This is a genomic window from Rothia sp. HMSC036D11, from assembly GCF_001814205.1.
Taxonomy (GTDB): Bacteria; Actinomycetota; Actinomycetes; order Actinomycetales; family Micrococcaceae; genus Rothia; species Rothia dentocariosa.
This window is the reverse complement of sequence record NZ_KV815278.1, coordinates 277,351-298,183: the sequence shown is the minus strand read 5'-3', so window position 1 is coordinate 298,183 and position 20,833 is coordinate 277,351. Positions and strand designations below refer to the sequence as shown.

Genomic DNA, 20,833 nt, shown 5'->3' with positions numbered 1-20,833 from the left:
GGGGTGTAAAAATGATTTACTAAGGATAACGCTTTTGTGGGGAAATAGCGGGCGAGAATCCCCCGCCATCTACCCCTTGAAGCAGCATCTACACACTCAGAAGGAGTCTCATATGACATTCGCACAATACACCGCACCCGGTCTTACTCTTGACGAAGGCAAAGAAATTTCCGAGGTTCTACAGGCTCGCCTGCACGACCTCAACGAACTGCATCTTTCCCTGAAGCACGCACACTGGAACGTAACCGGTCCCGACTTCATCGCCGTGCACGAAATGATTGACCCGCAGGTCGACACCGTTCGCAACTTCGTGGACGACATCGCAGAACGTATGGCAACCCTGGGTGCAACCCCCAACGGTCTCGCCGGTGCACTGGTCGCAGCACGCAACCACGAGGATTACCCCGTAGGCCGCGCTCGCGTGACCGAACACCTGCATGCCCTCAACGACGTCTACACCCGCGTGATCGAAGACCAGCGCAAGGCTATCGAGTTCGCCGGCAAGGTTGACCCCATTACCGAGGATCTGCTGATCGGCCAGACCGCTGAGCTTGAGAAGTTCCAGTGGTTCGTTCGCGCATTCCTAGAGAACAGCGCAGGCGAAATCAAGTAATCCGCACACAGGATTTTAGAACGAAAGGTGTCGTCTCCCCTACGCGGGAGGCGGCACCTTTTTCTTAACAACCGTTTCTCACGCTACCTGTAAATTCTTTTTCGCGTGAAGAAACGTACCAATGAGGGTACTGGGAAAGATATTTTTCGACGCAGCGAACATAAAAGCACCGGCACCTTTTCCTAGATTTTCGAGTACGAACCCCCTATGCTGGTGAGTTGCACACCAATCTACCCGGGATATCTATGACATCGGCCGAACCGCATAAAACTCAGAGCGAGCATCTTCTCACCGCCCAGGCTGAGGGGGTTCGCACCGCATCCGAAGATTCCTCCCCGGCAGCCGGGCACATACCGGCACGGCACCACCCCGTCACCCAGCCGAGTGATGCGCAGATCCGGCGGTGGCGGCGCTATCTCGCCGATGAAGAGTCGGAGGCGCGCATCTACCGCTACCTGGCCCAGCGCGCCGAGGGCGAAGAGCGTGAGATTCTGATGCAGGTTGCCGAAGCCGAGAAACGCCATCAACAGCACTGGCGCGATATGCTTGGCGAACATGCCGGTAAACCCTCACGTCCTTCGCTATCTTCGGCGATTTTGCAGTTCCTTGCGCAGCATTTCGGGTCGGTTTTTATTCTGGCGATGGCTCAGCGTGCCGAATCCCGCTCCCCCTACGCCGAAGATCCCGACGCCACCGAAGAAATGGCGGCTGACGAGGCTATTCACGAAGAAATCATCCGTGCCCTGGCCACTAACGGGCGTGAAAAGCTCTCGGGCAACTTCCGCGCGGCGGTGTTCGGCGCGAACGACGGGCTGGTCTCAAACCTGGCGCTGACAATCGGTATTACGGCCTCGGGCGCATCCAGTTCTATGGTGTTACTTTCGGGGATTGCCGGGCTGCTCTCGGGTGCGCTTTCTATGGCGGCGGGCGAGTTCGTTTCGGTACGTTCCCAGCGCGAACTTTTGGATGCATCCCAGCCGACCCAGGTGACCCTGCGTGTGGCGGGCGACCTTGATATTGATGCGAACGAGCTTGAACTTATCTACCGGGCGCGCGGTATGGATGAGGAGGCGGCGCATCACCGCGCACTGGAACGTTTCGGGTACCTCGACTGTGATTGCGACCCATCGCTGTCGCATCGTGCTGATGAAGAGGGTGAGGAAGAAAACGTAGCGCTGGGTACGGATATTGGCGCGGCGGCGGCATCGTTTAGCTTCTTCGCATCCGGGGCGCTCGTGCCGATTCTGCCCTATATTTTCGGGCTTTCCGGCGTCTGGTCGATGGCGCTTTCGCTCCTGTTCGTCGCCATGGCGTTGGGCTTCACCGGCGGTATCGTGGGGCTGCTCTCGGGGTCTTCCCCGATGCGCCGCGGACTGCGCCAAATCCTTATCGGACTAGGCGCGGCGGGCATCACCTACCTGCTGGGCCTAGCCTTCGGCACTACGCTGGGTTAGGGTCCCCGAGAAAAACTATTCTGGAAAGAATACTTATCTGCGTTCATATGTGGAGAGTGATTCTTTAGAGGTTGTTTTGCAACCGCCATACAGCCCACTCACCACGAAAAATATTCTCTGGCCCAGATTTTAGGAACAAGTGGTGTAGGCAGCTGAGAAGCCGGTGTTTCGTTGCATGAGCGCAGTGCCCCTCCATGAGCAGCCCCTAAAAGTAGGCTATTTATAAGTATTGACACCATATTATTCTAGTACTAGAGTAGAAGTATTCTACTACTAGAATAATATGATGAAGGTGTCTATGGGTATTTCATTAAATGAACAGCTTATTCTAGGTATTCTGACTGAAGGGCCGCAGCACGGTTATCACATTGAACAGGTAATTACAGAACGTGGTATGCGTCAGTGGTCAGACATTGGGTTCTCGTCTATTTACTACATTCTTGATAAATTAGAGAAAAAGGGGCTGGCTGATAGTAAAGCCAGTAAAGGTAAAGAGAAAAAGGAATATCAGATTACCGATAAAGGTGTTGAAGCCTTAAAGGAAGCAACACTAGAGATGATTTGCGAACGTAAGCCCACAAACACACATTTCATGACGGGGTTCGCAACCAGTTTTCTTTTAGACAACGAGGAGTTAATCGTCGCACTTTCCAAGCGAAAGGAGAACCTTGAGACTGACCTCAGCAACATGTTACACGAACGAGAAAATAGTCAGCATCATGCCCCCATTGCTCAGCAGCTTTTTAGTCTCGGGCAAGCGCTAATGCTAGCAGAATTAGATTGGATCAACCAGGAAATTCATCTACTTCAAGGAGGAAATGAAGATGGCATTTGATTATAAGAAAGAGTTCAAGGAGCTCTACCAACCCAAGACAGAACCCAGCATTATCACTGTTCCCACAATGAACTATCTGGCTGTTCGCGGTACAGGCGACCCTAATCAAGATGGGGGCGAGTATAAAGAAGCTATTGAATTATTGTATGGAGTGGCTTATACCCTAAAAATGAGCCATAAAGGTCCTCGCAAAATAAATGGATTCTTTAACTACGTTGTTCCTCCTCTTGAAGGTTTTTGGTGGCAAGATAAAAGCGGAAATGCAATGGATTATACAAGGAAACAAGATATGCATTTTATATCTGCCATTCGATTGCCAGATTTTGTAGCCAAAGAAGACTTCGACTGGGCTGTTAAAACAGCCACGGAGAAGAAAAAGCGTGATTTTTCAAAGGTCGAATTTCTAACTTACAACGAAGGACTCTGCGTACAATGTATGCACATTGGTACTTATGACAGCGAGCCTGAAACCGTTGCTGCAATGCATGAGTTTGCCATTCAAAATGACTATCAAATAGACATGAGCGCAGAGCGCCTACATCATGAAATTTATCTCAGTGACCCGAGGAAATCCAACCCAGAAAAAATGAAGACTGTTGTCCGTCATCCGATTAAATAAGAGTGGCGTTTATTCACTAGAAGATAGCACCCTGGCTGTGAGAATATACGAAGCCCCCGGCGGCGCGAGCGTAATACTCGCACCGCCGGGGGTCTTATTAGCTGCCCTACCCGGGCGGAATGCTACTTGTTGGCGAAGATTTCGCGCATCAGATTAGCGGCCTCGGAAGGGGTCTTGCCAACCTTCACGCCAGCAGCCTCCAGAGCTTCCTTCTTCGCCTGTGCGGTCCCCGAAGAACCTGAGACGATCGCACCCGCGTGGCCCATGGTCTTGCCCTCAGGAGCGGTGAAACCAGCCACGTAACCGACTACGGGCTTGGTGACGTTCGCCTTGATGTACTCGGCGGCACGCTCCTCCGCGTCGCCACCAATCTCACCAATCATCACAATGCCCTCGGTCTCCGGGTCAGCCTCGAAAGCCTCCAGAGCGTCAATATGGGTGGTGCCGATAATCGGGTCGCCGCCAATACCGATAGCGGTGGTGAACCCAATGTCGGCGAGCTCGAACATCATCTGGTAGGTGAGGGTACCCGACTTGGAGACAAGACCGATCTTGCCCTTTCCGGTGATATTCGCCGGAGTAATACCGACCAGGCACTCCTCAGGGGTGATAATACCGGGGCAGTTCGGCCCGATAATGCGGGTAATCTGCTTGCCGTTCTCGTCCACCGAAGCCTTCGCGGCAGCCCAGAACTCAGCGGTATCCTGCACAGGCACGCCCTCGGTAATGACGACGACCAGACCGATCTTAGCCTCAATAGCCTCAAGCACGGCGGCCTTGGTGAAGGCGGGCGGCACGAAAACAATCGAAACGTTTGCACCGGTTTCGGCAATAGCCTCGGCAACAGTACCGAAAACCTTCAGCTCAACATCGGAGCCGTCCTTTGCCTTGTGGGTAACGGTGGTGCCAGCCTTGCGGGCGTTCACGCCGCCCACAATGTTCGTGCTAGCTGCGAGCATACGAGCGGTGTGCTTGGTGCCTTCGCCGCCGGTGATGCCCTGAACGATGACCTTAGAGTCTTTGTTCACAAAGATAGACATAGTTTTTCCTATAAATCCTTCGGTGGCGATTACGCCTTGTTAGCGAGCTCTGCTGCCTTGTCGGCGCCTGAATCCATGGTGGTTGCCTGCACCACGAGCGGGTGGTTTGCCTCAGAGAGGATGCGGCGGCCTTCCTCCACGTTGTTGCCGTCCAGGCGCACCACAAGCGGCTTAGTTGCGGAATCGCCCAGAATCTCAAGCGCCTTCACGATGCCCTCAGCCACGGCATCGCACGAGGTGATACCGCCGAAGACGTTCACGAAAACGTTCTTAACCTGCTCATCGCCCAGAATAATCTCAAGGCCCGCAGCCATAACCTCAGCGGATGCGCCGCCACCGATATCGAGGAAGTTGGCGGGCTTCACGTTGCCGTGTTTTTCGCCAGCGTATGCCACCACATCCAGGGTAGACATCACCAGACCGGCGCCGTTGCCGACAACGCCAACTTCACCGTCGAGCTTCACATAGTTCAGGTCGTGCTGCTTAGCCTTAGCTTCCAGCGGGTTTTCGGCGGATTTATCGACAAGCGCCACGTGATCGGGCTGGCGGAATTCCGCGTTATCGTCGAGAGAGACCTTACCATCAAGAGCCAGAATATCGCCTTCGGGGGTCTGCACGAGGGGGTTAACCTCAACGAGGGTTGCATCTTCCTTATTGAAGACATCACCCAGCTTCACGAGAACCTCAACCACCTTGGGCTGCAGTTCAGCAGAGAACCCGGCGGCCTCAACGATCTCCTGTGCTTTGGCGGAGTCGATACCCACCAGCGGGTCCACCTCAACCTTAGCGAGAGCCTCGGGGCGTTCAGCGGCGAGCTGCTCAATTTCCATGCCACCCTCTACCGAGCACATGGCAAGGTACGAACGGTTTGCACGGTCAAGCAGAATCGAGAAATAGTATTCTTCAGCAATGTCAGCGCCCTGTGCGACCAGCACGCGGTGAACGGTATGACCCTTGATATCCATACCAAGAATCTGCTGAGCGTACTCGTATGCCTCATCAGGGTTTTTAGCGAGCTTCACGCCGCCAGCCTTACCGCGGCCACCGGTCTTAACCTGAGCCTTAATGACGGTCAGGCCGCCGATTTCCTCAGCTGCTGCCTTTGCTTCTTCGGGAGTGGTCGCAACAATACCCTTGAGCACGGGTACACCGTGCTTTGCGAAGAGATCGCGCGCCTGGTATTCGAAAAGGTCCACAGGTGTCCTTCTTCGTCGAAGTGATGCCGCCGCATGGGGTGCGACGGCCTGGTCTCATGAGGTTCATACGATGCGCCTTGGCACCCGTGCGGGCGCGCGAAAACGCTTTCGAAATCCTCTCGTCTCTACTTTATCGGAAATATAGGTTAGTGTGCACTTATGGGTGCACATCAACCCGGTTTTTGTGGGTGGCATCACGTGTTCAGATGCGCCCTACGGGTCGGGGTCTACGAGACTTTCTCCAACGGCGCATACCGCAACAGCAAACGCTTCTCTTCGGAGGCAAAACGCACCTTCGCCACGGTCTTATCGCCGGTGCCTTCCAGAGCGAGAACTCGGCCCTCTCCAAACTTGGTGTGGCGCACCGTATCGCCCACCTTCAGCTGCGGAATTTCCTTGCCTTGATGCACCCGCGAACGGTTGCGCACCGCTCCGGATGCGCTGGCTGCGGCCGCCAAACCGTAGCTTGCCGAACCATTGACCTCAGCGGTTGATGGTTCACGGTTCGCTCGGGTGCGGGATTCATCGTATCCTGTGCCGTAGCCGCCCGTGCTGCGCCCGTCTAACCCGCGCCCATCAGCATTGCGCCCACCGCCGGAGCTGTATCCGCTCGCCCCGCGATAGCCGCCCTGCCCGTAGCCTCCATACCCGCTGGCACCGTTGGCGTATGCGCCCATCCCGGAGGCACCAAACCCGGCAAAACCGCCCAGGCGGCGCCACTCGATCAGCTCCTCGGGAATCTCTTCCAGGAAGGGTGAGGGCGGGTTGAACTGGCTCTTGCCCCACATCGTGCGGGTCTCAGAGCGGGTGATATAGAGCCGCTGCATCGCGCGCGTGAGCCCCACGTAGGCAAGGCGGCGTTCCTCGCTCATCTCGCCCTCGTCGGTCAGCGCCCGCTGATGCGGAAACAGCCCGTGTTCCAGTCCGGTCAGGAAAACAACCGGGAACTCCAGACCTTTGGCGGTGTGCAGGGTCATCAGGGTGATCATGCCCTGCGCCTTCGCCTCCGCGGCCTCGGCGGCAATCTGCGCGGCAGACGGGGTCTGCCCGTCGGCGGAGGCGCCTCGGGAGGGGATCGAGTCGGCATCTGCCACCAGCGAGACATGCTCTAAGAACTGTTCTAAGTCCGCGCCGGGGTTCTCCGCCTCAAACTCGACCATCGCATCCAGCAGCTCCGAGAGGTTTTCCACCCGGGATTCGTCCTGAATATCCTTAGATTCGCGCAGGGCGGCGAGATAGCCGGACTGTTCGAGCACCGCCTCTAGGGTTGTGGCGGCTGATTCAGTGCGCGCAATCTGGGCGAGGTCGTCCATGAGCTTGACGAACTGAGCATACTTTTTCACGGCGGCAGCGCCCAAACCCGGCACACTCCCCGGCTCGGCAGCAGCGGCACGGGCGGCGGCGAAGAAAGAAATTCGCTGTGCCGATGCGTGATCGGCAACCACGGTCTCAGATTTCGCACCGATACCGCGTTTAGGTTCGTTGAGAATACGCCGCACACTCACGTCGTCGTCCGGGTTTGAGAGGGCGCGCAGGTAGGCGAGCGCATCCTTAATTTCTTTGCGCTCATAGAACCGGGTGCCGCCGACCACGCGGTACGGCAGTCCGGCGCGCATCAGCAGTTCTTCAAGGGCACGGGATTGAGCATTGGTGCGGTAGAAAATCGCCACATCCGAGGGTTTGATGCCGTGTTCGTCGGCAAGCCGGTCTATTTCTTGGGCAATGTAGCGTGCCTCCGCATGTTCGGATTCGGCGACGTACCCCACGATTTTTGTGCCCTCCCCCGATGCCGTCCACAGCTTCTTGGGGCGGCGGTTGGGGTTGCGTTCAATCACGGCGTTCGCGGCGGAGAGAATGTTCTGCGTGGAACGGTAGTTCTGTTCCAGCAGAATAATGTGCGCATTGGGGTAGTCACTCTCGAAATCCGTAATATTGCGAATGTCGGCGCCGCGGAAGGCGTAAATCGACTGGTCTGAGTCGCCCACGACGGTCAGTTCGCCGGGCGGCGGAGCATCCGGGTACGGCCCCTGCTCGCGAGTGTTTCCCTGCGGATGCGCCCCCACTAACTCCCGCACGAGCGCATACTGGGCGTGGTTGGTGTCTTGGTATTCGTCCACCAGAATATGCCGAAATTTGCGGCGATAATAGTTTGCGATTTCGGGGAACTTCTTGAGCAAAAACACGGTTTTGCCAATGAGGTCGTCAAAGTCGAGGGAGTTCGCGGCGCGAAGGCGCTGGGTGTAGACGGTGTAAATCTGCGCGATAGTCTTTTCCCACGGGTTATTCGCTGCCGCCGCACTGTATTCTTCGGCGCTCACCAGCTCGTTTTTGAGGGCAGAAATCCTGTGCCCTACGGCCTTGGGGGCAAACTTTTTGGTGTCAAGGTTCAGCTCTTTGATAATGAGCGTGAGCAGGCGCTGCGAATCCGCCGAATCGTAGATCGTGAAGGTCGATTTGAGCCCGAGTGCCTTAGCTTCTCGGCGTAGCACGCGCACGCAGAAACTATGGAAGGTGGAAATCCACATGTGCTGTGCACGCGGGCCGATCAGCGCTTGGATGCGCTCACGCATTTCCGCTGCGGCCTTGTTCGTGAAGGTGATGGCGAGAATCTGCCCGGGAGTCGCCCGCCCGGTTGCGAGCAGATGGGCGATGCGGTGCGTCAGCACGCGGGTTTTACCAGACCCAGCCCCGGCGACGATCAACAGGGGTGAACCGGCGTGTAAAACAGCTTCGCGCTGCCGGTCGTTAAGCCCGTCGATCAGGGTTGCGGGGTCGATAGTGCTGAGCGAATAAGTGCGCTCCCCGTAAGGGTCTTCGGGATTGTACTCGCTTCCGTACCCGCCCACTCGGTAGGCGGGCGGCATGAACTCGCCGAGCGCATCCTCATGGGCGGTGACGGTTTGGGCATTCACCGCTTCAGGGTTGAGCTCGGGCATAAAAGATTCGTGGGCGAAGGGGTCTTCTTCCGGTGCGGAGCTATCTTCCGGCGGAATGTGGGCATCATATTCGGGGTCGTAGGGCGGCTGCGTGTTTTCGAGATCGGCAAAGAGGGTATCTGCGGCAGGCTCAACGCCGGATGCGGAGTTGGTGGGTTCGCTCATGGTCTACCTCGCTGCCTAGAATACACATTCGATATTCCATGCTACCGTATTTGCCCTCTCGCTCCCACCCATAGCGCCCGTTTGCCGCGCATAATTCGCTCTTAGCGGTACCCCACCGCGCGGTGTAGACATGTTACGATGACCGGATGGATCAGGTCATCACTCCCGCTATTTGGTGCGACGGCACCGCCGACGAAGCAGCACAGTTCTATACTGATGTTTTCCGCGATACATCCATTGCCGAGCAGGCGCCCGGGCTCACGGCGACGGTCAGCATCCACGGTTTCAGGCTCTCGCTCATCAACGGCGGTAACCAATATGCCCCGAACCCGTCGATCAGCTGCATCCTGAACTTTGATCCGCTCTTATTCGGCGGAGAGGAACAGGCCCGAGACTACCTTGATGAGCTCTATGAGCGGCTCAGCACCGGCGGCGTACTCATGGAGCTGGGTGAGTACCCCTTCTCCCCGCGCTACGCTTGGGTTCGTGACCGTTTCGGCATGACCTGGCAGCTCATGCTCACCGACCCGGACGGCGATCCGCGCCCCTTTGTTATCCCATCCTTCATGTTCGGCGGTACTAATCACGCTCATGCCGAGGAAGCCACAGACGCTTGGATCGCCCTGTTTGATAACGCCCGCCGCGGTGCTCTGTACCGTTACGAGGAAGGCGGACCGCTGGATGCGGGTACGGTCATGTTCACCGACTTTACCCTGCGCGGCACCTGGATGGCAGCCACGGACTCTGGGACCTTCCACGATTTCACCTTCACGCCCGGAGTCTCCATGATCGTCTCCTGCCGCGACCAGGAAGAGATCGACCGCTACTGGGCGGGGCTCTCTGCTGTGCCCGAGGTCGAGCGCTGCGGCTGGTGCATCGACCGCTGGGGTGTCTCGTGGCAGGTCGTCCCCCACAACATCGCCGAACTCATGGCCAACGCCGCCACACGCGATAAGATCCTGCACATGGGCAAGATCGACCTGGCCAAGCTATAACCCGCTGCACCACAGCCTTCCTAATATAGGGGTATCAGCAAAACGAGCGATACCGCGCGGCAGATGACCAAGAAGCCTGCCCCGCATATACTCCCATTCTTTTGGTAAAGGCCCCACGCTGACACAACCAGTCGCTCTGCGCAATAATGGAAGGTATGGGTCTATCACAAGGTCAGAAGAAACGCCTGTACGGCGAGCAGGCGCAGCAGGGGCAGAACCGACCGCAGCCTGGGCGAAAACCCCAAGAGCATAAAATTCATGAGCTCAAACAGGTCATGGATGACCGTGCCGTGCGCGCGAACGCACCCGCCGAACAGCAGCGTTCGAAGACCTTTCTGTACGTGGCGGTCACGATTTCTCTGCTGCTGGGCGCCTATGTGGCGTTCTGGGTGCTGCCAAGCTACGGCAGGCTGGCGAACGCCCAAGTCCCCGACCTCTCCCCCGTCACCTCAGCCGAAGCCCTGTCCGCCTTCGCTTCCGGACTGGGCGACAATCTGGGTGCGTATACGTATGCGCATCGTTCGGTGGGCATAGTTTTTGCGCTCTTTTTTGGGCTTTCGCTGGCGTTTCTGGCGTACACGTCACGCCTGCCGAAGGTACTGCAGGCACTGTTCACGGCGGCTCCGGTGGGCTACCTGCTCGTGCACATTGCCACGATTTTTATGCTGGATGCAGCGCTCGCCGACCCTGCGCATCAGCCCGGCGCCCTGAACGTGCTGTTACCCGTGGATTGGGCGCTGCTGCTTCTGTCTCTGGCGGGTATTGCATACCAGCTGGTGCGCAGCATTAAGGATGCGGCCTCCACCTTTATCGCGGGCGAGCCGAACGTCGAGGCAGACGGTAAATCCGAGGAATAACTTTCCCCTTCATCCTCTCATAAAAAAGGAACCCTAATTCACGATTAGGGTTCCTTTTTTATTCAAGGACTCATGCAGAGCCCCGCACGGAAGACGAGATCAGCGTTGGCTAAACTTTTGACGAAGCTGATGGACTACTTGTGCTCTCCTCACCTTCCTCTTTAATCTGGGTAACGACCCCTAGAACCTCCCACACACCATGCTTGTACTCGGCAAGCAGACGTCCCGTAAACTTTTTGGTAACTTTAGCGCCGCCGGGCACAAGTTCTTCTGCGTTACCGTCATTGACCTCAAACGCACCATAGTCAACAGAAAAAGTGCGGTCCCACGAGTAGTACTCACCCTCAGAATCTGGCACTTCGGTATCTAGGGTGTATGTGAATTTAGCGTTATCAACCCACCGTTTACCGTTGCGTACTTTTTCGAGCTTTTCTTTGGTCTCTGGGTCTAAATAATAGTTCTGCTCCACTTTATCCATGTTGCTTTGCTGGATCAGAGAATAATCACCCGTATTAATCGCATACTCAACCGCCGCCACCGCGTAGGCAATACTGTCTCTCAGTCCTTTAGCGGATTTTTCGTTCATAGTCGACGGTTTCTTGGGTTTGGGGGTGTTTCTCTGAGCGTGTTCCTTGGTGGCGGGTTCAAAGGTACCCGACTTCTCGTATTCGAGCACGGATTCAAAGTTAATATCGCCCTTGTAGCTGCCGCTCATATCGATACTCGGGCTCGGGCTTGACGACGCTGAACGTGATGCCGACGAACTGGAGCTTGAAGAACTCGACGAGGAACTAGAGCTCGACGAGCTGGAAGAAGACGATGAACTAGAGGATGCGGGCGACGTCGCCTCAATCCCATTCACCTTAGGGGCACATGCAGATAAAAATACGGCACCGGCGCTAGAGCCCAGAACCAGTAAGGCGGTTCGGCGATCGAACAGAGAAGACATGAGTAGAGTTCTCCTTATCGGAAGTGTTGGACAAATCGGTATATGTTTAAGTTTAGGCTTGCACTGCCCCTCTTAGCGCGGCACCGCGCACAAGTTCCCGTCATCATCAGCAATACTCGTCGCACAGGGGTATAGAGCAGTACAGCACGCACATTAGTAGTCCGAAAGGATAAACAGAGTCCTTCGGAGATAAATACCTTTACAGAGGCAAGGGCACTACGTTTTAGCTCTTATACTTCGGTTGATTGGCAACCGCGTTGGTTGTCCAAGCTCCGTTAATATACTGTGCCGTCAGAACACCTGTAAACTCTTCGCTATATGTCTCTTCATGGTCATCGTCTGATTGGTACTCAACTTTGCCGTCAATAACCTCGAATTTACCGTACTCAACGATAAATTTACGATCCCATTTGTATTTGCCATCGCCTTCAAGCTGGGGGCTCTCTTGGGTGAGCGTATAGTCGATCGTAACGTTATCTGGCCAGTATGTACCTTCACGGGTTTTATCGAGTCGCAGTTTTTCTTCCCTCAAGAAGTAGTTGCGTTCTGGCTCTACCATAGAGCTTTGCTCCAGCAGGGAATAGTCGCCCGTGTTGTAGGCGTATTGCGTTGCGGCAACCGCAAACGCGATGCTCAGGTAGAGACCTTTGAGCGATTTCTCATCCGCACCGGCAGGTTTCTTGGGTTTAGGAACATTTTTTGCCGGATGCTCCTTCGTAGCGGGCTCATATGTACCGGATTTCTCGTATTCCAGAACGGACTCAAAATCGATTTTTCCGCCATAGCTGCCGCTCATATCAATATCGGTTGCACCAGACTGCGATGATGAGGATTCTGAGCTTGATGAGGCAGAAGCCGATGAGGAACTTGCCGAGGCTGAACTCGGCGATGAAGAGCTTGAACTTGAAGAGGTACTCGGCGATGCATCAGACGACGATGCGCTCCCCGACCCGGAACTTTCAGCGGTGGAATTACCACCGCACGCGCTCAGTAGTGCCACACCGGCTCCGGTTCCGAACACGAACAATGCATTTCTGCGGGTAAAAATAGAAGACATCATTGCCTCTCATAGATATGTATGGGTGTTTATCGGTCACTTTCAGAATAAGCGTATAGGGCTGCCTACTTCAGGATTTGCGGCAAAATGTTATGGAATCTTTATGTTCTACACGCCGCATAAAGATGCTCCCGACCATCGAATGATCAGGAGCATCCTGTCAAAGAACAGCGCAGATTCGTTAGCGCTTCATCAATCTCTTAGGAGGAAGAATCCTTCTTCTCACCGTTGAAGAATCCGCTAAGAACCCATGCGCCGTTAGTGTATTTTCCGGTGATCGCTCCCCGGTAGTATTCCGAGGCAGGTTTATCGTCCGGCTTTGGCGTTGATGAGTACGAGGTATCGTGCACCTGGCCGTTACTTACGTAGTAACCACCGCGGCTAACAGTCAGTTTATAGTCCCAGGTGTATTCGCTCCCATTCTGTTGAGGCTGCGGGTCCAAGAAGGTGTACTTGTAGCTTGGATCATTTTCCCAGTAGGTGTGGTTACGAATATCTTCTAAAGGATGCTCCCGCGCGAACTGTTCCTGCTCGCTTTCGGTCATCCCTGACATCCGCACATAGGTATCGTCCCCCATATTCAGGGCATAGTCGATAGCTGCAATAGCATACGCCAAGCTGTAATAGAATCCTTCGGTGGATTCCAGGTTCATATTATCCGGCTTCTTGGGCCTTTTCAGGTTCCGAGCCGGGTGTTCCTTTGTAGCAGTCTCACTCACGCCTGCGCTCTCGTAGCTGTCATAATCCAGCCTCGGTTCACCACTCCAATCGGAGCGGGCGCTCGTGCTGGATGATGAGCTTGAGCTTGACGAGCTGGAGGAGCTCGAACTTGCTGGGCTTGAGGAACTTGAACTCGACGATGAGCTTGATGAAGAACTAGACTGTGCGGGACTTGGCGATGCAGAACTAGAAGATGATTCAGCGGATCCTTGACCGCCCGTCACCGAGTTACCACAGGCAGAAAGGAAGGCGGTACCGGCGCCAAGACCCAGCACCCCCAAGACCGCACGACGGTTCACAATAGAGGACATAGAGACCAGTCTCCTTTCAGACATCAATGTTCAACCGGTCACTTCTAGCATAGAATTATGTCTGAGCTCACTCCAGCAACCTCATGTGTGATATTAATAATATCTAAAACACTACCTTATAGTTCTACTAACTTGTAATAGATATTGAATGTATATTCTGAATGATTTGTTCCAGCTATATTAAACACCGTACAAGCAAGTCTATACTTCGGTGTTCTGCACCCTCAACACGGGCAACGGCGCCCTGCAGATAAAATAAAACCCGCTTGATGCTCCTCCGCGAGGAAGCTGCATCAAGCGGGTTCGCTACCCGTGCCCCCGAGACGATTCGAACGTCCGACACCTTCTTTAGGAGAGAAGTGCTCTATCCCCTGAGCTACGGGGGCAACTCGTTCCATTATACGGGCATCACACAGGTTTTAGCATCTTACACGCCCCTAGAATAGACGAGTGAGTATTTTTATCGACCCACCCGTCTGGCCCGCACACGGCACGGTCTTTTCGCACCTAATTTCTGACACTTCTTTGGCGGAACTTCACGATTTTGCGGCGAAAACCGGCATAAGTCCGCGTGCCTTCGATGCCGACCACTACGACGTTCCCGCGTATCGGTACGAGGGGCTGGTTCGTGCAGGTGCGCGCGAGGTGAGCGGATCGCGGCTGACGCGCATCCTGATAGGCAGCGGGCTGCGGGTGCCACTGCGGGAACGCCCTAACAAAATACACCCACGCCTCATGCGCGCTTGGGAATCTTTGCTGCCCGGACACACTGCACTGGGCGAAGATCTGCTGGCGCGTTATGAGCAGCCGCATCGGAAATACCACACGAGCGTGCATCTTTCGGAAATGCTCACCGCGCTCAAGACCCTTTACGAACAACACCACACCGCAACCCCGCGGGCGGTACTTCTGGCGGCATGGTTTCATGATGCCGTCTACGAGGCAAATCCCGGCGAAGACGAGGCAGCTAGTGCCGACCTCGCACGCAACGCCCTCACTCCCCTGGCAAGCACCGGGTCTCTCACGAACCGCGAGATTACCGCTATTGCGCACCTGATAGAGCTCACGGCTTCTCACCAACTAGCCGATGGTATTGAAGAATATACCTCTGGCGCGCTTACCCGCGCCGATGCAGCATTCTTCCTTGATGCTGACCTTGCGATTCTTGCCGCCGATAGCCCGCGTTATACCCGCTATGTCGCTGGGGTTCGCGCCGAGTACGCCCATTACGCTCCGGACGCCTTCACTCGCGGTCGAGCGGCGATTCTGCAAGGTTTTCTGAACCGCACGGCGATCTATGCCTCAGACACCGCACATCTTCTCTGGGATGCGCCTGCGCGTCTGAACCTCCGTACCGAGCTGGAGGGCTACCGCCCAGCGTTGAGCGAACAACCAACCAAGGAGGCACACTAAATTGTGCCTACCAATGAGTTAGTCCTACTCACTGCGGGGATTTTTTCGTGCCCTCGTTTTCTTGCGGTAGACCATGCGGGCACTCACCATACCGATAATAATGCCTATGCCGCCGACGACAGAAACCCACATGGCCGGGTTGCCGAGCGGCAGCGCGACGAGCAGACCGATCACAATGCCCGGAATCGCACCCGCCACCATGCCGATGGCAAGGTACGTAAATTCCTGGTCGGAGCTGTTCTTAGGGCTTTCAAACTGTGTTGGCATTCTTCTATGGTACCCGCATATCCTGCCCCGCAAGAACGCATTTTCGCCTCACGCCTAGAGACGTATACGGGGCGTGCGCCTGATCGACCATCAGACGCACGTCCCGTGTAACCTACCGAAAATAGCCTGAGGCGGGCTTAGTAGTACATGCCGTGGCGATAATCCCAACTGGGGAATGAGCCGCTCAGATGGCGCATAATCTCTTCATAGTCCAGACCCTTACGAATCAGGGTGGGGGCGGGGGTCACGCCGCGTTCACCGTGCTGTTCGGGCACTAGGTTGCCCTCGGCATCGACCATCGAGACCATCACGCCCTGTTCGTGGCGTGTTTCTTCGGTCTTATCGGGTTGAATGGATTTCACGTATTCATCGCCGCGCACGATCACGTCTACGCTGTTCTCGATGCGGTCGCCAATGCCCGTCACGCGCCCCTTATTCCCGATACCCGAGGGGTTTGCCGAGCTCGCAAAGGTCAGTTTCCCTTCATTCTCCCAGAGGGCACGAACAATCTGTTCTGCGGGAGTGCCAAAACGCACCACGAAACAGCTGGTTGCGCGCGCATCGCGGGCAAGTTCCTTCGTCGTTTCATCCGGCAGGTACTTTTCAGCGTCTTCGCGCCAGGGCAGAATGCATCCTAAAAGAATGTCGTCATCCCAGTGTTTCCGGTAGAATTCGCGGATTTCTGGAGTCATCTGGGCGAGTTTATCGAGCTGTTCTAAGGATGCGCACAGCACGACACCGGGCTTTTCGCGCTTGCGGAGCTTGGCGTCAAATTTACGTTCGAGGCCTTCGCCATCAGTAGCCATGAGGATATAGCCAACCTTTGTGGGGGCGACGATCAGGCCGCCGGTGCCTGAGAGGGTCGCTACGGCTGTCGGAGATGCCTCGCCCGTCCAGTCTTCGCGGATGGGAGTTGATGATGTATTTTCCATAGTTCAAGTATTGTACTCGCCCAGAAGACAAGGCAAGCCTATCTTTATATAGTCACATCATGAGATATTCACATGACCACGATGCGGTCTCTCCCGCGTTTTTCTGCCATAGAGCCGCAGTGTGAGGGCTTAAGCGTTTAGAATCCGCCGCAAGCCTTATGAGTGTGACACCAAGTCTGACACCGAAGTTCGAAAGGCATATATACCTTCCAGAGCACGCAAAGACGGCACCTATCCGATTGGACGGGTGCCGTCTTTGTCTAAGTTTTCTCTATCTCAGATGAGATTAGAAAGCGGTGTAGTAACCATCGACAGGCATGTAACCATTGCCATCAACGGGGGTCAGCTGGGTACCCTGCGAGGGGTTCAGAGCGGAGACCATCTGGCCGTTACCCACGTAGATACCAACGTGGTTGTAACCGTTGGTGAACACGATGTCGCCAGGCTGGGGGTTCGCGGTTGCGCGAAGCTCAGTGGACATGGTGTAGGTGTAAGGAGTCAGCTTGATGCCCTGCTGAGCAAAGATGTAGGAGACGAAGCCGGAGCAGTCCCATGCACCGTAGGAGCGACCGCCCCAAACGTAACCGGTACCCTGAGCAGCCTTAGCTGCAGACACGATAGCGTCGCGGGTTGCGTTGTTGGTAGCGGGTGCAGGAGTCTTATCTGCTGCAGGAGCAGGTGCCTGTGCAGAAGTAGTCTCAACCTGTGCGGTCTGTTGTGCAGGTGCAACGTACTCGGTCTGCTGCTCAGCCTGAGGTGCAACGTAGGAAGTTGCGGGGGTCTGGTAGCTGCTGTAATCGTACTCGTAGCTGCTGTAGTCGTAGCTCAAGTCGGTTGCTGCAGGAACCTCAGCAAATGCGTTTGCGGGAATGTTGGAACCGATAACAGCAGCACCGGCAACAGCAACGATACCTGCGTTACGAACAATCTTCTTAGCCATTAGTAATATTCCTCCATTGCCTGACGAGGTAAGCTGTCGGGCGCGAGCATGGATTCACTCGGTCACTTGCGCGACTTAGCCCCTAGGCTTCTCCCCTAAGGAGAAACCAAAAAGTGGTTCCCCCGCTTCTGCCGTATTGGGTAGACGTTCCTTGAAGTGCTGGCAGAACTCGGCGGATTCACTCCAAGGGTGTCCTCTTACGATTAGGATTTGGACACAAAATGAGAATACACAGAAAACTCTCAGTTGTCACCTCGTGTCGCCACCTTTTTTCACTCTAATAGTGTCAAATAGTCCATAACAGAGAGTTATCAATACTTTACGAAAAGAACACTTGTTCTTCTGAAATAAGCCCCTGACTAGTAGTTTTAGACAGTGTTCCGCGGATTTTAGGGGTTTTATCGACACCAATATCCAGCATTCCCAGGTTTCTTTAAGGTTGATCCATATCTCTTAAAATTTTTTTCTGCGCGAACGTTAATTTTCTCCTGATAGTCGCACCGTAAAGTTTTGTCGTTTTACGGCAGCTTCCGCGCTATATCTGGGATGTATCCCCCAAAACCTGGTTTTGAACATCGCGTCTGCAAAAGGCACGTCCGGCATGGATGCACTATGACACGCTAAATTCTCGACGATACAGATATATCGTCCCGAAGAGTATAATCCGGCAGCCACCCCCTATATATTAAGGAGTAACCGCAGCTCACACCCGCCCATTCCCGAGAATTCAGGATATAACAGAACCGTGGAGCTCACCCTACGGTAAGCCCCACGGTCAATTATGAGATCTATACGGGAAGGCGCGCTATCGGCCGCCTTCTACAACCGCCCGGCTGGCGAACGATACATTCTTTAGAGTGCAGATGCGCGCTTGACCACAATAGCGTTCGCAACATCCAAATCCAGCGAGATAGAGGCATCTTCGCCATCAGCACGCACAATCACATCGTTATTGTCGCCGCCGACCACAGACACCGAAGCGCCAAAGGTAATACCGGCGTCGGCAAGCACCTTGAGCAGGTCAATATCCGTCTGGATAGATTCGGGGAAGCGTGAAATCGTGAAGCGATCCTCTGGTCCGGAATCACGGGCAGCAAGCGCCATAGGAACAGTACGTTCGTCGTTCTTTTCGCTGTCGACGCCGAGTTCTTCAAGACCGGGAATAGCGTTGCCGTAAGGAGAGAATTTAGGCTGGTTGAGCATATCCAGAATGCGCCTCTCCACGTGATCGCTCATCACGTGCTCCCAGCGGCAAGCCTCATCATGTACATACTCGATATCCAGACCGATCACATCAGAGAGCAGACGCTCGGCGAGGCGGTGCTTACGCATAACCTCAACAGCCTTCTTGCGACCTTCATCGGTCAGTTCGAGGTGACGGTCGGGCTCAACAGTGAGCAGTCCGTGCTTTTCCATACGCGCCACGGTCTGTGAGACGGTCGGACCGGAATGGTCTAAGCGTTCCGCAATACGCGCACGCATGGGGGTAATGCCCTCTTCCTCAAGTTCGAGGATGGTGCGCAGGTACATTTCAGTGGTATCAATCAGATCGGTCATACCGTCTTATTCCCCTTATATACAACCTGCAGCCAAGCAAACGTAGCCTAGCCTTATATCGAACCTATATCTGAGTAACTATTATGTACCTTTTTAAGTAGTTTTGCCACGGATTACCCCGGCGCGTCGCTTGAAGCGAACTTTTCGCCTTAGAATCCATCTCGAAAATCGTTCCGAGTACATCCGCGAAAAGCAAAACTATCAAGGCGGCTCTCAGCAAAAGCTCACGCTAAACCTCTTCGGCATCCTCGGCGTCCTGCTGTTCCTCAGTGGATGCGCCCTCATCCTCAGCGCCGTTGTTATCACGTTCGCTGGCCTGCAGGCGATCTGCCCACGGCACCCATTCGGGGGCGAGAAGCGCATCATCACCGGGAATCAGACCGACTTCGCAGATAGTCGCGACCTTAGATCGAGGCGCCCGCGACAGAGTCGCAAACCAAAACCACCCGCGGTACCCCGGCAGCAGGCACTCAAAAAGATGCGTAGTCAAGCGCTCTTCTTCGCCGCGCAAATGATGCACCAGACCGATAGAGTTATGCGGTGCAACAGCCTCAACCCCGGTGAGTGCAATATCTTTTGCCTCCGCAAGAATATCGTCAACCTTCGTGGTGCGACGGCGCCTATGCGCAGGTCCCAGGGTGGGTTCCCCGGTAGGAAGTTCATCTTCCTTAACGACGAAAGGGTCATGCACAGCTGCCGTTGTCTCGGCATCATGTTCAAGCGTGGGCACGGTAGATTCGTCGGGCTGTTGGTTCACCTGTTCAGACATACTACCTATTAAAGCATCTCCCAGCGCGATGACGGCGAGGAGTTCGTGTGATGTTTTCGCCCGCATGCACCCATGTCAGACCCTAACCTGCGCAAACGCTGTGAATACTGCCCGCCACAGCGCAATATTGCGTTTTTCGGCGGGAGCAGGCCCATAAACCTGATACGGTTATGCCATGAGTAGCAAAAGCGTATCTTCCTCTGAGCCCGTAGAGGCCGCCGCTGCCCTTCCTTACACCCGAGCGATTCGCTGGCTAGGTACAGGCGGCGGTATTCTAGCCGTAGTATGCGTAATATGCGGCGTCGTCATGCTCCTCATGAAATGGGCGGGGGCGCATCCGCCAGCGCTCATGAGTCAGATTCCGCTGATTCTGCTTCCGGTCGCTTTTCTTGCGCTCATGGTCAGCATTGTGCTGGCGGTTCTGCGCAGGCGAGCAAGCTAAGACGCGCATACCGGTACATAAGATTTTCCGATAATTTTCCTGGTGAAAGAAGAGTACACAATGTCTGCAGAAGCTAAACTGCTCGTCGTTGATGACGAGTTCAATATTCTAGAGCTTTTGGCTACATCCCTGCGCTTTGCGGGGTTTGAGGTTGTCACCGCCGGTAACGGTCGCGAAGCGATTGAAAAGGCGGAAAACGAACAGCCGGACCTCATCGTCCTCGACGTGATGATGCCCGGTATGGACGGCTTTGAGGTGACTCGCCGTTTGCGCGATGCGGGGCGCACGTACCCGGTGCTGTTCCTCACCGCGAAGGACGCCACCGAAGATAAGGTTGCCGGCCTGGGCGCGGGCGGTGACGACTACGTCACCAAGCCGTTCTCGCTCGATGAGGTGATTGCCCGCATCCGCGCTATACTGCGCCGGTCACGCAACGTTCAGGAGGAAGACGACGCGATTTTGCGCGTGGACGACCTGAGCCTGAACATTGACACCCATGAGGTGTTCCTGGGAGACGAGGAAATCGACCTCTCCCCCACCGAGTTCAACCTGCTGCACTACCTGATGCTCAACGCAAACCGCGTGCTTTCGAAGGCACAGATTCTCGACCACGTATGGGAGTACGACTTCAACGGCGATTCCTCCATTGTGGAGTCGTACATTTCGTACCTGCGCCGCAAGATTGACAACAACCGAGAAGGACACGAACCGCTCATTCACACCAAACGCGGTGTAGGCTACATGATTCGCGGTTCTCGGAGCTAGT

The 20,833-nt window shown here is 55.1% G+C and carries 20 protein-coding genes, 1 tRNA gene and 1 riboswitch; of the genes, 9 read left to right on the top strand and 12 right to left on the bottom strand.

What is annotated here, in order from left to right:
* The first annotated feature begins 112 nt into the window (after positions 1-112).
* From HMPREF2958_RS03540 to HMPREF2958_RS03525, 4 genes are all read left to right on the top strand, one after another.
* Positions 113-613, top strand: a complete 501-nt coding sequence (locus tag HMPREF2958_RS03540; RefSeq protein WP_070522005.1) for a Dps family protein — start codon at positions 113-115, stop codon at positions 611-613.
* Between the two features lie 245 nt (positions 614-858).
* Positions 859-2,067: a VIT1/CCC1 transporter family protein gene (locus HMPREF2958_RS03535; protein WP_070696663.1), complete on the top strand. Its 1,209-nt coding sequence runs from the start codon at positions 859-861 to the stop codon at positions 2,065-2,067.
* Positions 2,068-2,365: 298 nt separating this feature from the next.
* Positions 2,366-2,902, top strand: coding sequence for a PadR family transcriptional regulator (locus HMPREF2958_RS03530; protein ID WP_070696846.1), 537 nt, complete (start codon positions 2,366-2,368; stop codon positions 2,900-2,902).
* On the top strand, positions 2,892-3,521 hold the full coding sequence (locus HMPREF2958_RS03525; RefSeq protein WP_070696844.1) for a GyrI-like domain-containing protein: 630 nt from the start codon (positions 2,892-2,894) through the stop codon (positions 3,519-3,521). The genes HMPREF2958_RS03530 and HMPREF2958_RS03525 overlap by 11 nt, the downstream gene beginning before the upstream one ends.
* 122 nt (positions 3,522-3,643) lie before the next feature.
* Here the strand turns inward: HMPREF2958_RS03525 and sucD are convergent, their stop codons facing one another.
* The 3 genes from sucD to HMPREF2958_RS03510 form a co-directional block, all read right to left on the bottom strand.
* The gene (gene sucD / locus HMPREF2958_RS03520) at positions 3,644-4,561 is read right to left on the bottom strand and encodes a succinate--CoA ligase subunit alpha (RefSeq protein ID WP_070696660.1); all 918 of its coding nucleotides are present in this window, start codon (positions 4,559-4,561) and stop codon (positions 3,644-3,646) included.
* 29 nt (positions 4,562-4,590) lie between these two features.
* On the bottom strand, positions 4,591-5,757 hold the full coding sequence (gene sucC / locus HMPREF2958_RS03515; RefSeq protein WP_070696657.1) for an ADP-forming succinate--CoA ligase subunit beta: 1,167 nt from the start codon (positions 5,755-5,757) through the stop codon (positions 4,591-4,593).
* 227 nt (positions 5,758-5,984) lie between these two features.
* On the bottom strand, positions 5,985-8,858 hold the full coding sequence (locus tag HMPREF2958_RS03510) for an ATP-dependent helicase (RefSeq protein WP_070696654.1): 2,874 nt from the start codon (positions 8,856-8,858) through the stop codon (positions 5,985-5,987).
* A 146-nt stretch (positions 8,859-9,004) separates the two neighbouring features.
* Here HMPREF2958_RS03510 and HMPREF2958_RS03505 point away from each other — a divergent pair, with 146 nt between their 5' ends.
* Together HMPREF2958_RS03505 and HMPREF2958_RS03500 are read left to right on the top strand one after the other, a co-directional pair.
* Positions 9,005-9,853, top strand: coding sequence for a VOC family protein (locus tag HMPREF2958_RS03505; protein ID WP_070696651.1), 849 nt, complete (start codon positions 9,005-9,007; stop codon positions 9,851-9,853).
* A gap of 155 nt (positions 9,854-10,008) precedes the next feature.
* The gene (locus HMPREF2958_RS03500) at positions 10,009-10,710 is read left to right on the top strand and encodes a TANK-binding kinase 1-binding protein (TBK1-binding protein 1) (protein ID WP_246828008.1); all 702 of its coding nucleotides are present in this window, start codon (positions 10,009-10,011) and stop codon (positions 10,708-10,710) included.
* A 109-nt stretch (positions 10,711-10,819) separates the two neighbouring features.
* On the opposite strand, the gene HMPREF2958_RS03495 is transcribed toward HMPREF2958_RS03500, so the two are convergent.
* The 4 genes from HMPREF2958_RS03495 to HMPREF2958_RS03480 all read right to left on the bottom strand — a co-directional run bounded on the left by HMPREF2958_RS03495 (position 10,820) and on the right by HMPREF2958_RS03480 (position 14,133).
* Positions 10,820-11,659 (bottom strand): DUF6318 family protein, encoded by an 840-nt coding sequence (locus HMPREF2958_RS03495; protein ID WP_048754128.1) that lies wholly within the window; start codon positions 11,657-11,659, stop codon positions 10,820-10,822.
* 223 nt (positions 11,660-11,882) lie between these two features.
* Positions 11,883-12,716: a DUF6318 family protein gene (locus HMPREF2958_RS03490; RefSeq protein WP_070696644.1), complete on the bottom strand. Its 834-nt coding sequence runs from the start codon at positions 12,714-12,716 to the stop codon at positions 11,883-11,885.
* A gap of 200 nt (positions 12,717-12,916) precedes the next feature.
* A complete protein-coding gene (locus HMPREF2958_RS10975; RefSeq protein WP_065425141.1) occupies positions 12,917-13,747 on the bottom strand; it encodes a DUF6318 family protein in 831 nt (276 codons plus the stop codon).
* Positions 13,748-14,060: 313 nt separating this feature from the next.
* Positions 14,061-14,133 (bottom strand) — tRNA-Arg (locus tag HMPREF2958_RS03480).
* A gap of 64 nt (positions 14,134-14,197) precedes the next feature.
* Here HMPREF2958_RS03480 and HMPREF2958_RS03475 point away from each other — a divergent pair.
* A complete protein-coding gene (locus HMPREF2958_RS03475) occupies positions 14,198-15,160 on the top strand; it encodes a DUF4031 domain-containing protein (protein ID WP_070696640.1) in 963 nt (320 codons plus the stop codon).
* 24 nt (positions 15,161-15,184) lie between these two features.
* On the opposite strand, the gene HMPREF2958_RS03470 is transcribed toward HMPREF2958_RS03475, so the two are convergent.
* The 5 genes from HMPREF2958_RS03470 to HMPREF2958_RS03450 all read right to left on the bottom strand — a co-directional run bounded on the left by HMPREF2958_RS03470 (position 15,185) and on the right by HMPREF2958_RS03450 (position 19,625).
* The gene (locus HMPREF2958_RS03470) at positions 15,185-15,427 is read right to left on the bottom strand and encodes a hypothetical protein (RefSeq protein WP_070696637.1); all 243 of its coding nucleotides are present in this window, start codon (positions 15,425-15,427) and stop codon (positions 15,185-15,187) included.
* 137 nt (positions 15,428-15,564) lie between these two features.
* On the bottom strand, positions 15,565-16,359 hold the full coding sequence (locus HMPREF2958_RS03465) for an L-threonylcarbamoyladenylate synthase (protein ID WP_070696634.1): 795 nt from the start codon (positions 16,357-16,359) through the stop codon (positions 15,565-15,567).
* A gap of 286 nt (positions 16,360-16,645) precedes the next feature.
* The gene (locus tag HMPREF2958_RS03460) at positions 16,646-17,299 is read right to left on the bottom strand and encodes a C40 family peptidase (protein WP_004005562.1); all 654 of its coding nucleotides are present in this window, start codon (positions 17,297-17,299) and stop codon (positions 16,646-16,648) included.
* 2 nt (positions 17,300-17,301) lie between these two features.
* Positions 17,302-17,484: riboswitch (cyclic di-AMP (ydaO/yuaA leader) on the bottom strand.
* A 667-nt stretch (positions 17,485-18,151) separates the two neighbouring features.
* On the bottom strand, positions 18,152-18,856 hold the full coding sequence (locus HMPREF2958_RS03455) for an iron-dependent transcriptional repressor DtxR (RefSeq protein ID WP_004005563.1): 705 nt from the start codon (positions 18,854-18,856) through the stop codon (positions 18,152-18,154).
* A gap of 229 nt (positions 18,857-19,085) precedes the next feature.
* Positions 19,086-19,625: a DUF3027 domain-containing protein gene (locus HMPREF2958_RS03450; RefSeq protein ID WP_246826058.1), complete on the bottom strand. Its 540-nt coding sequence runs from the start codon at positions 19,623-19,625 to the stop codon at positions 19,086-19,088.
* Positions 19,626-19,800: 175 nt separating this feature from the next.
* On the opposite strand from HMPREF2958_RS03450, the gene HMPREF2958_RS03445 reads away from it, so the two are divergent.
* A complete protein-coding gene (locus HMPREF2958_RS03445) occupies positions 19,801-20,067 on the top strand; it encodes a hypothetical protein (RefSeq protein WP_004005565.1) in 267 nt (88 codons plus the stop codon).
* Between the two features lie 60 nt (positions 20,068-20,127).
* Positions 20,128-20,832 (top strand): response regulator transcription factor, encoded by a 705-nt coding sequence (locus HMPREF2958_RS03440; RefSeq protein ID WP_070696628.1) that lies wholly within the window; start codon positions 20,128-20,130, stop codon positions 20,830-20,832.
* Position 20,833: the final 1 nt, after the last annotated feature.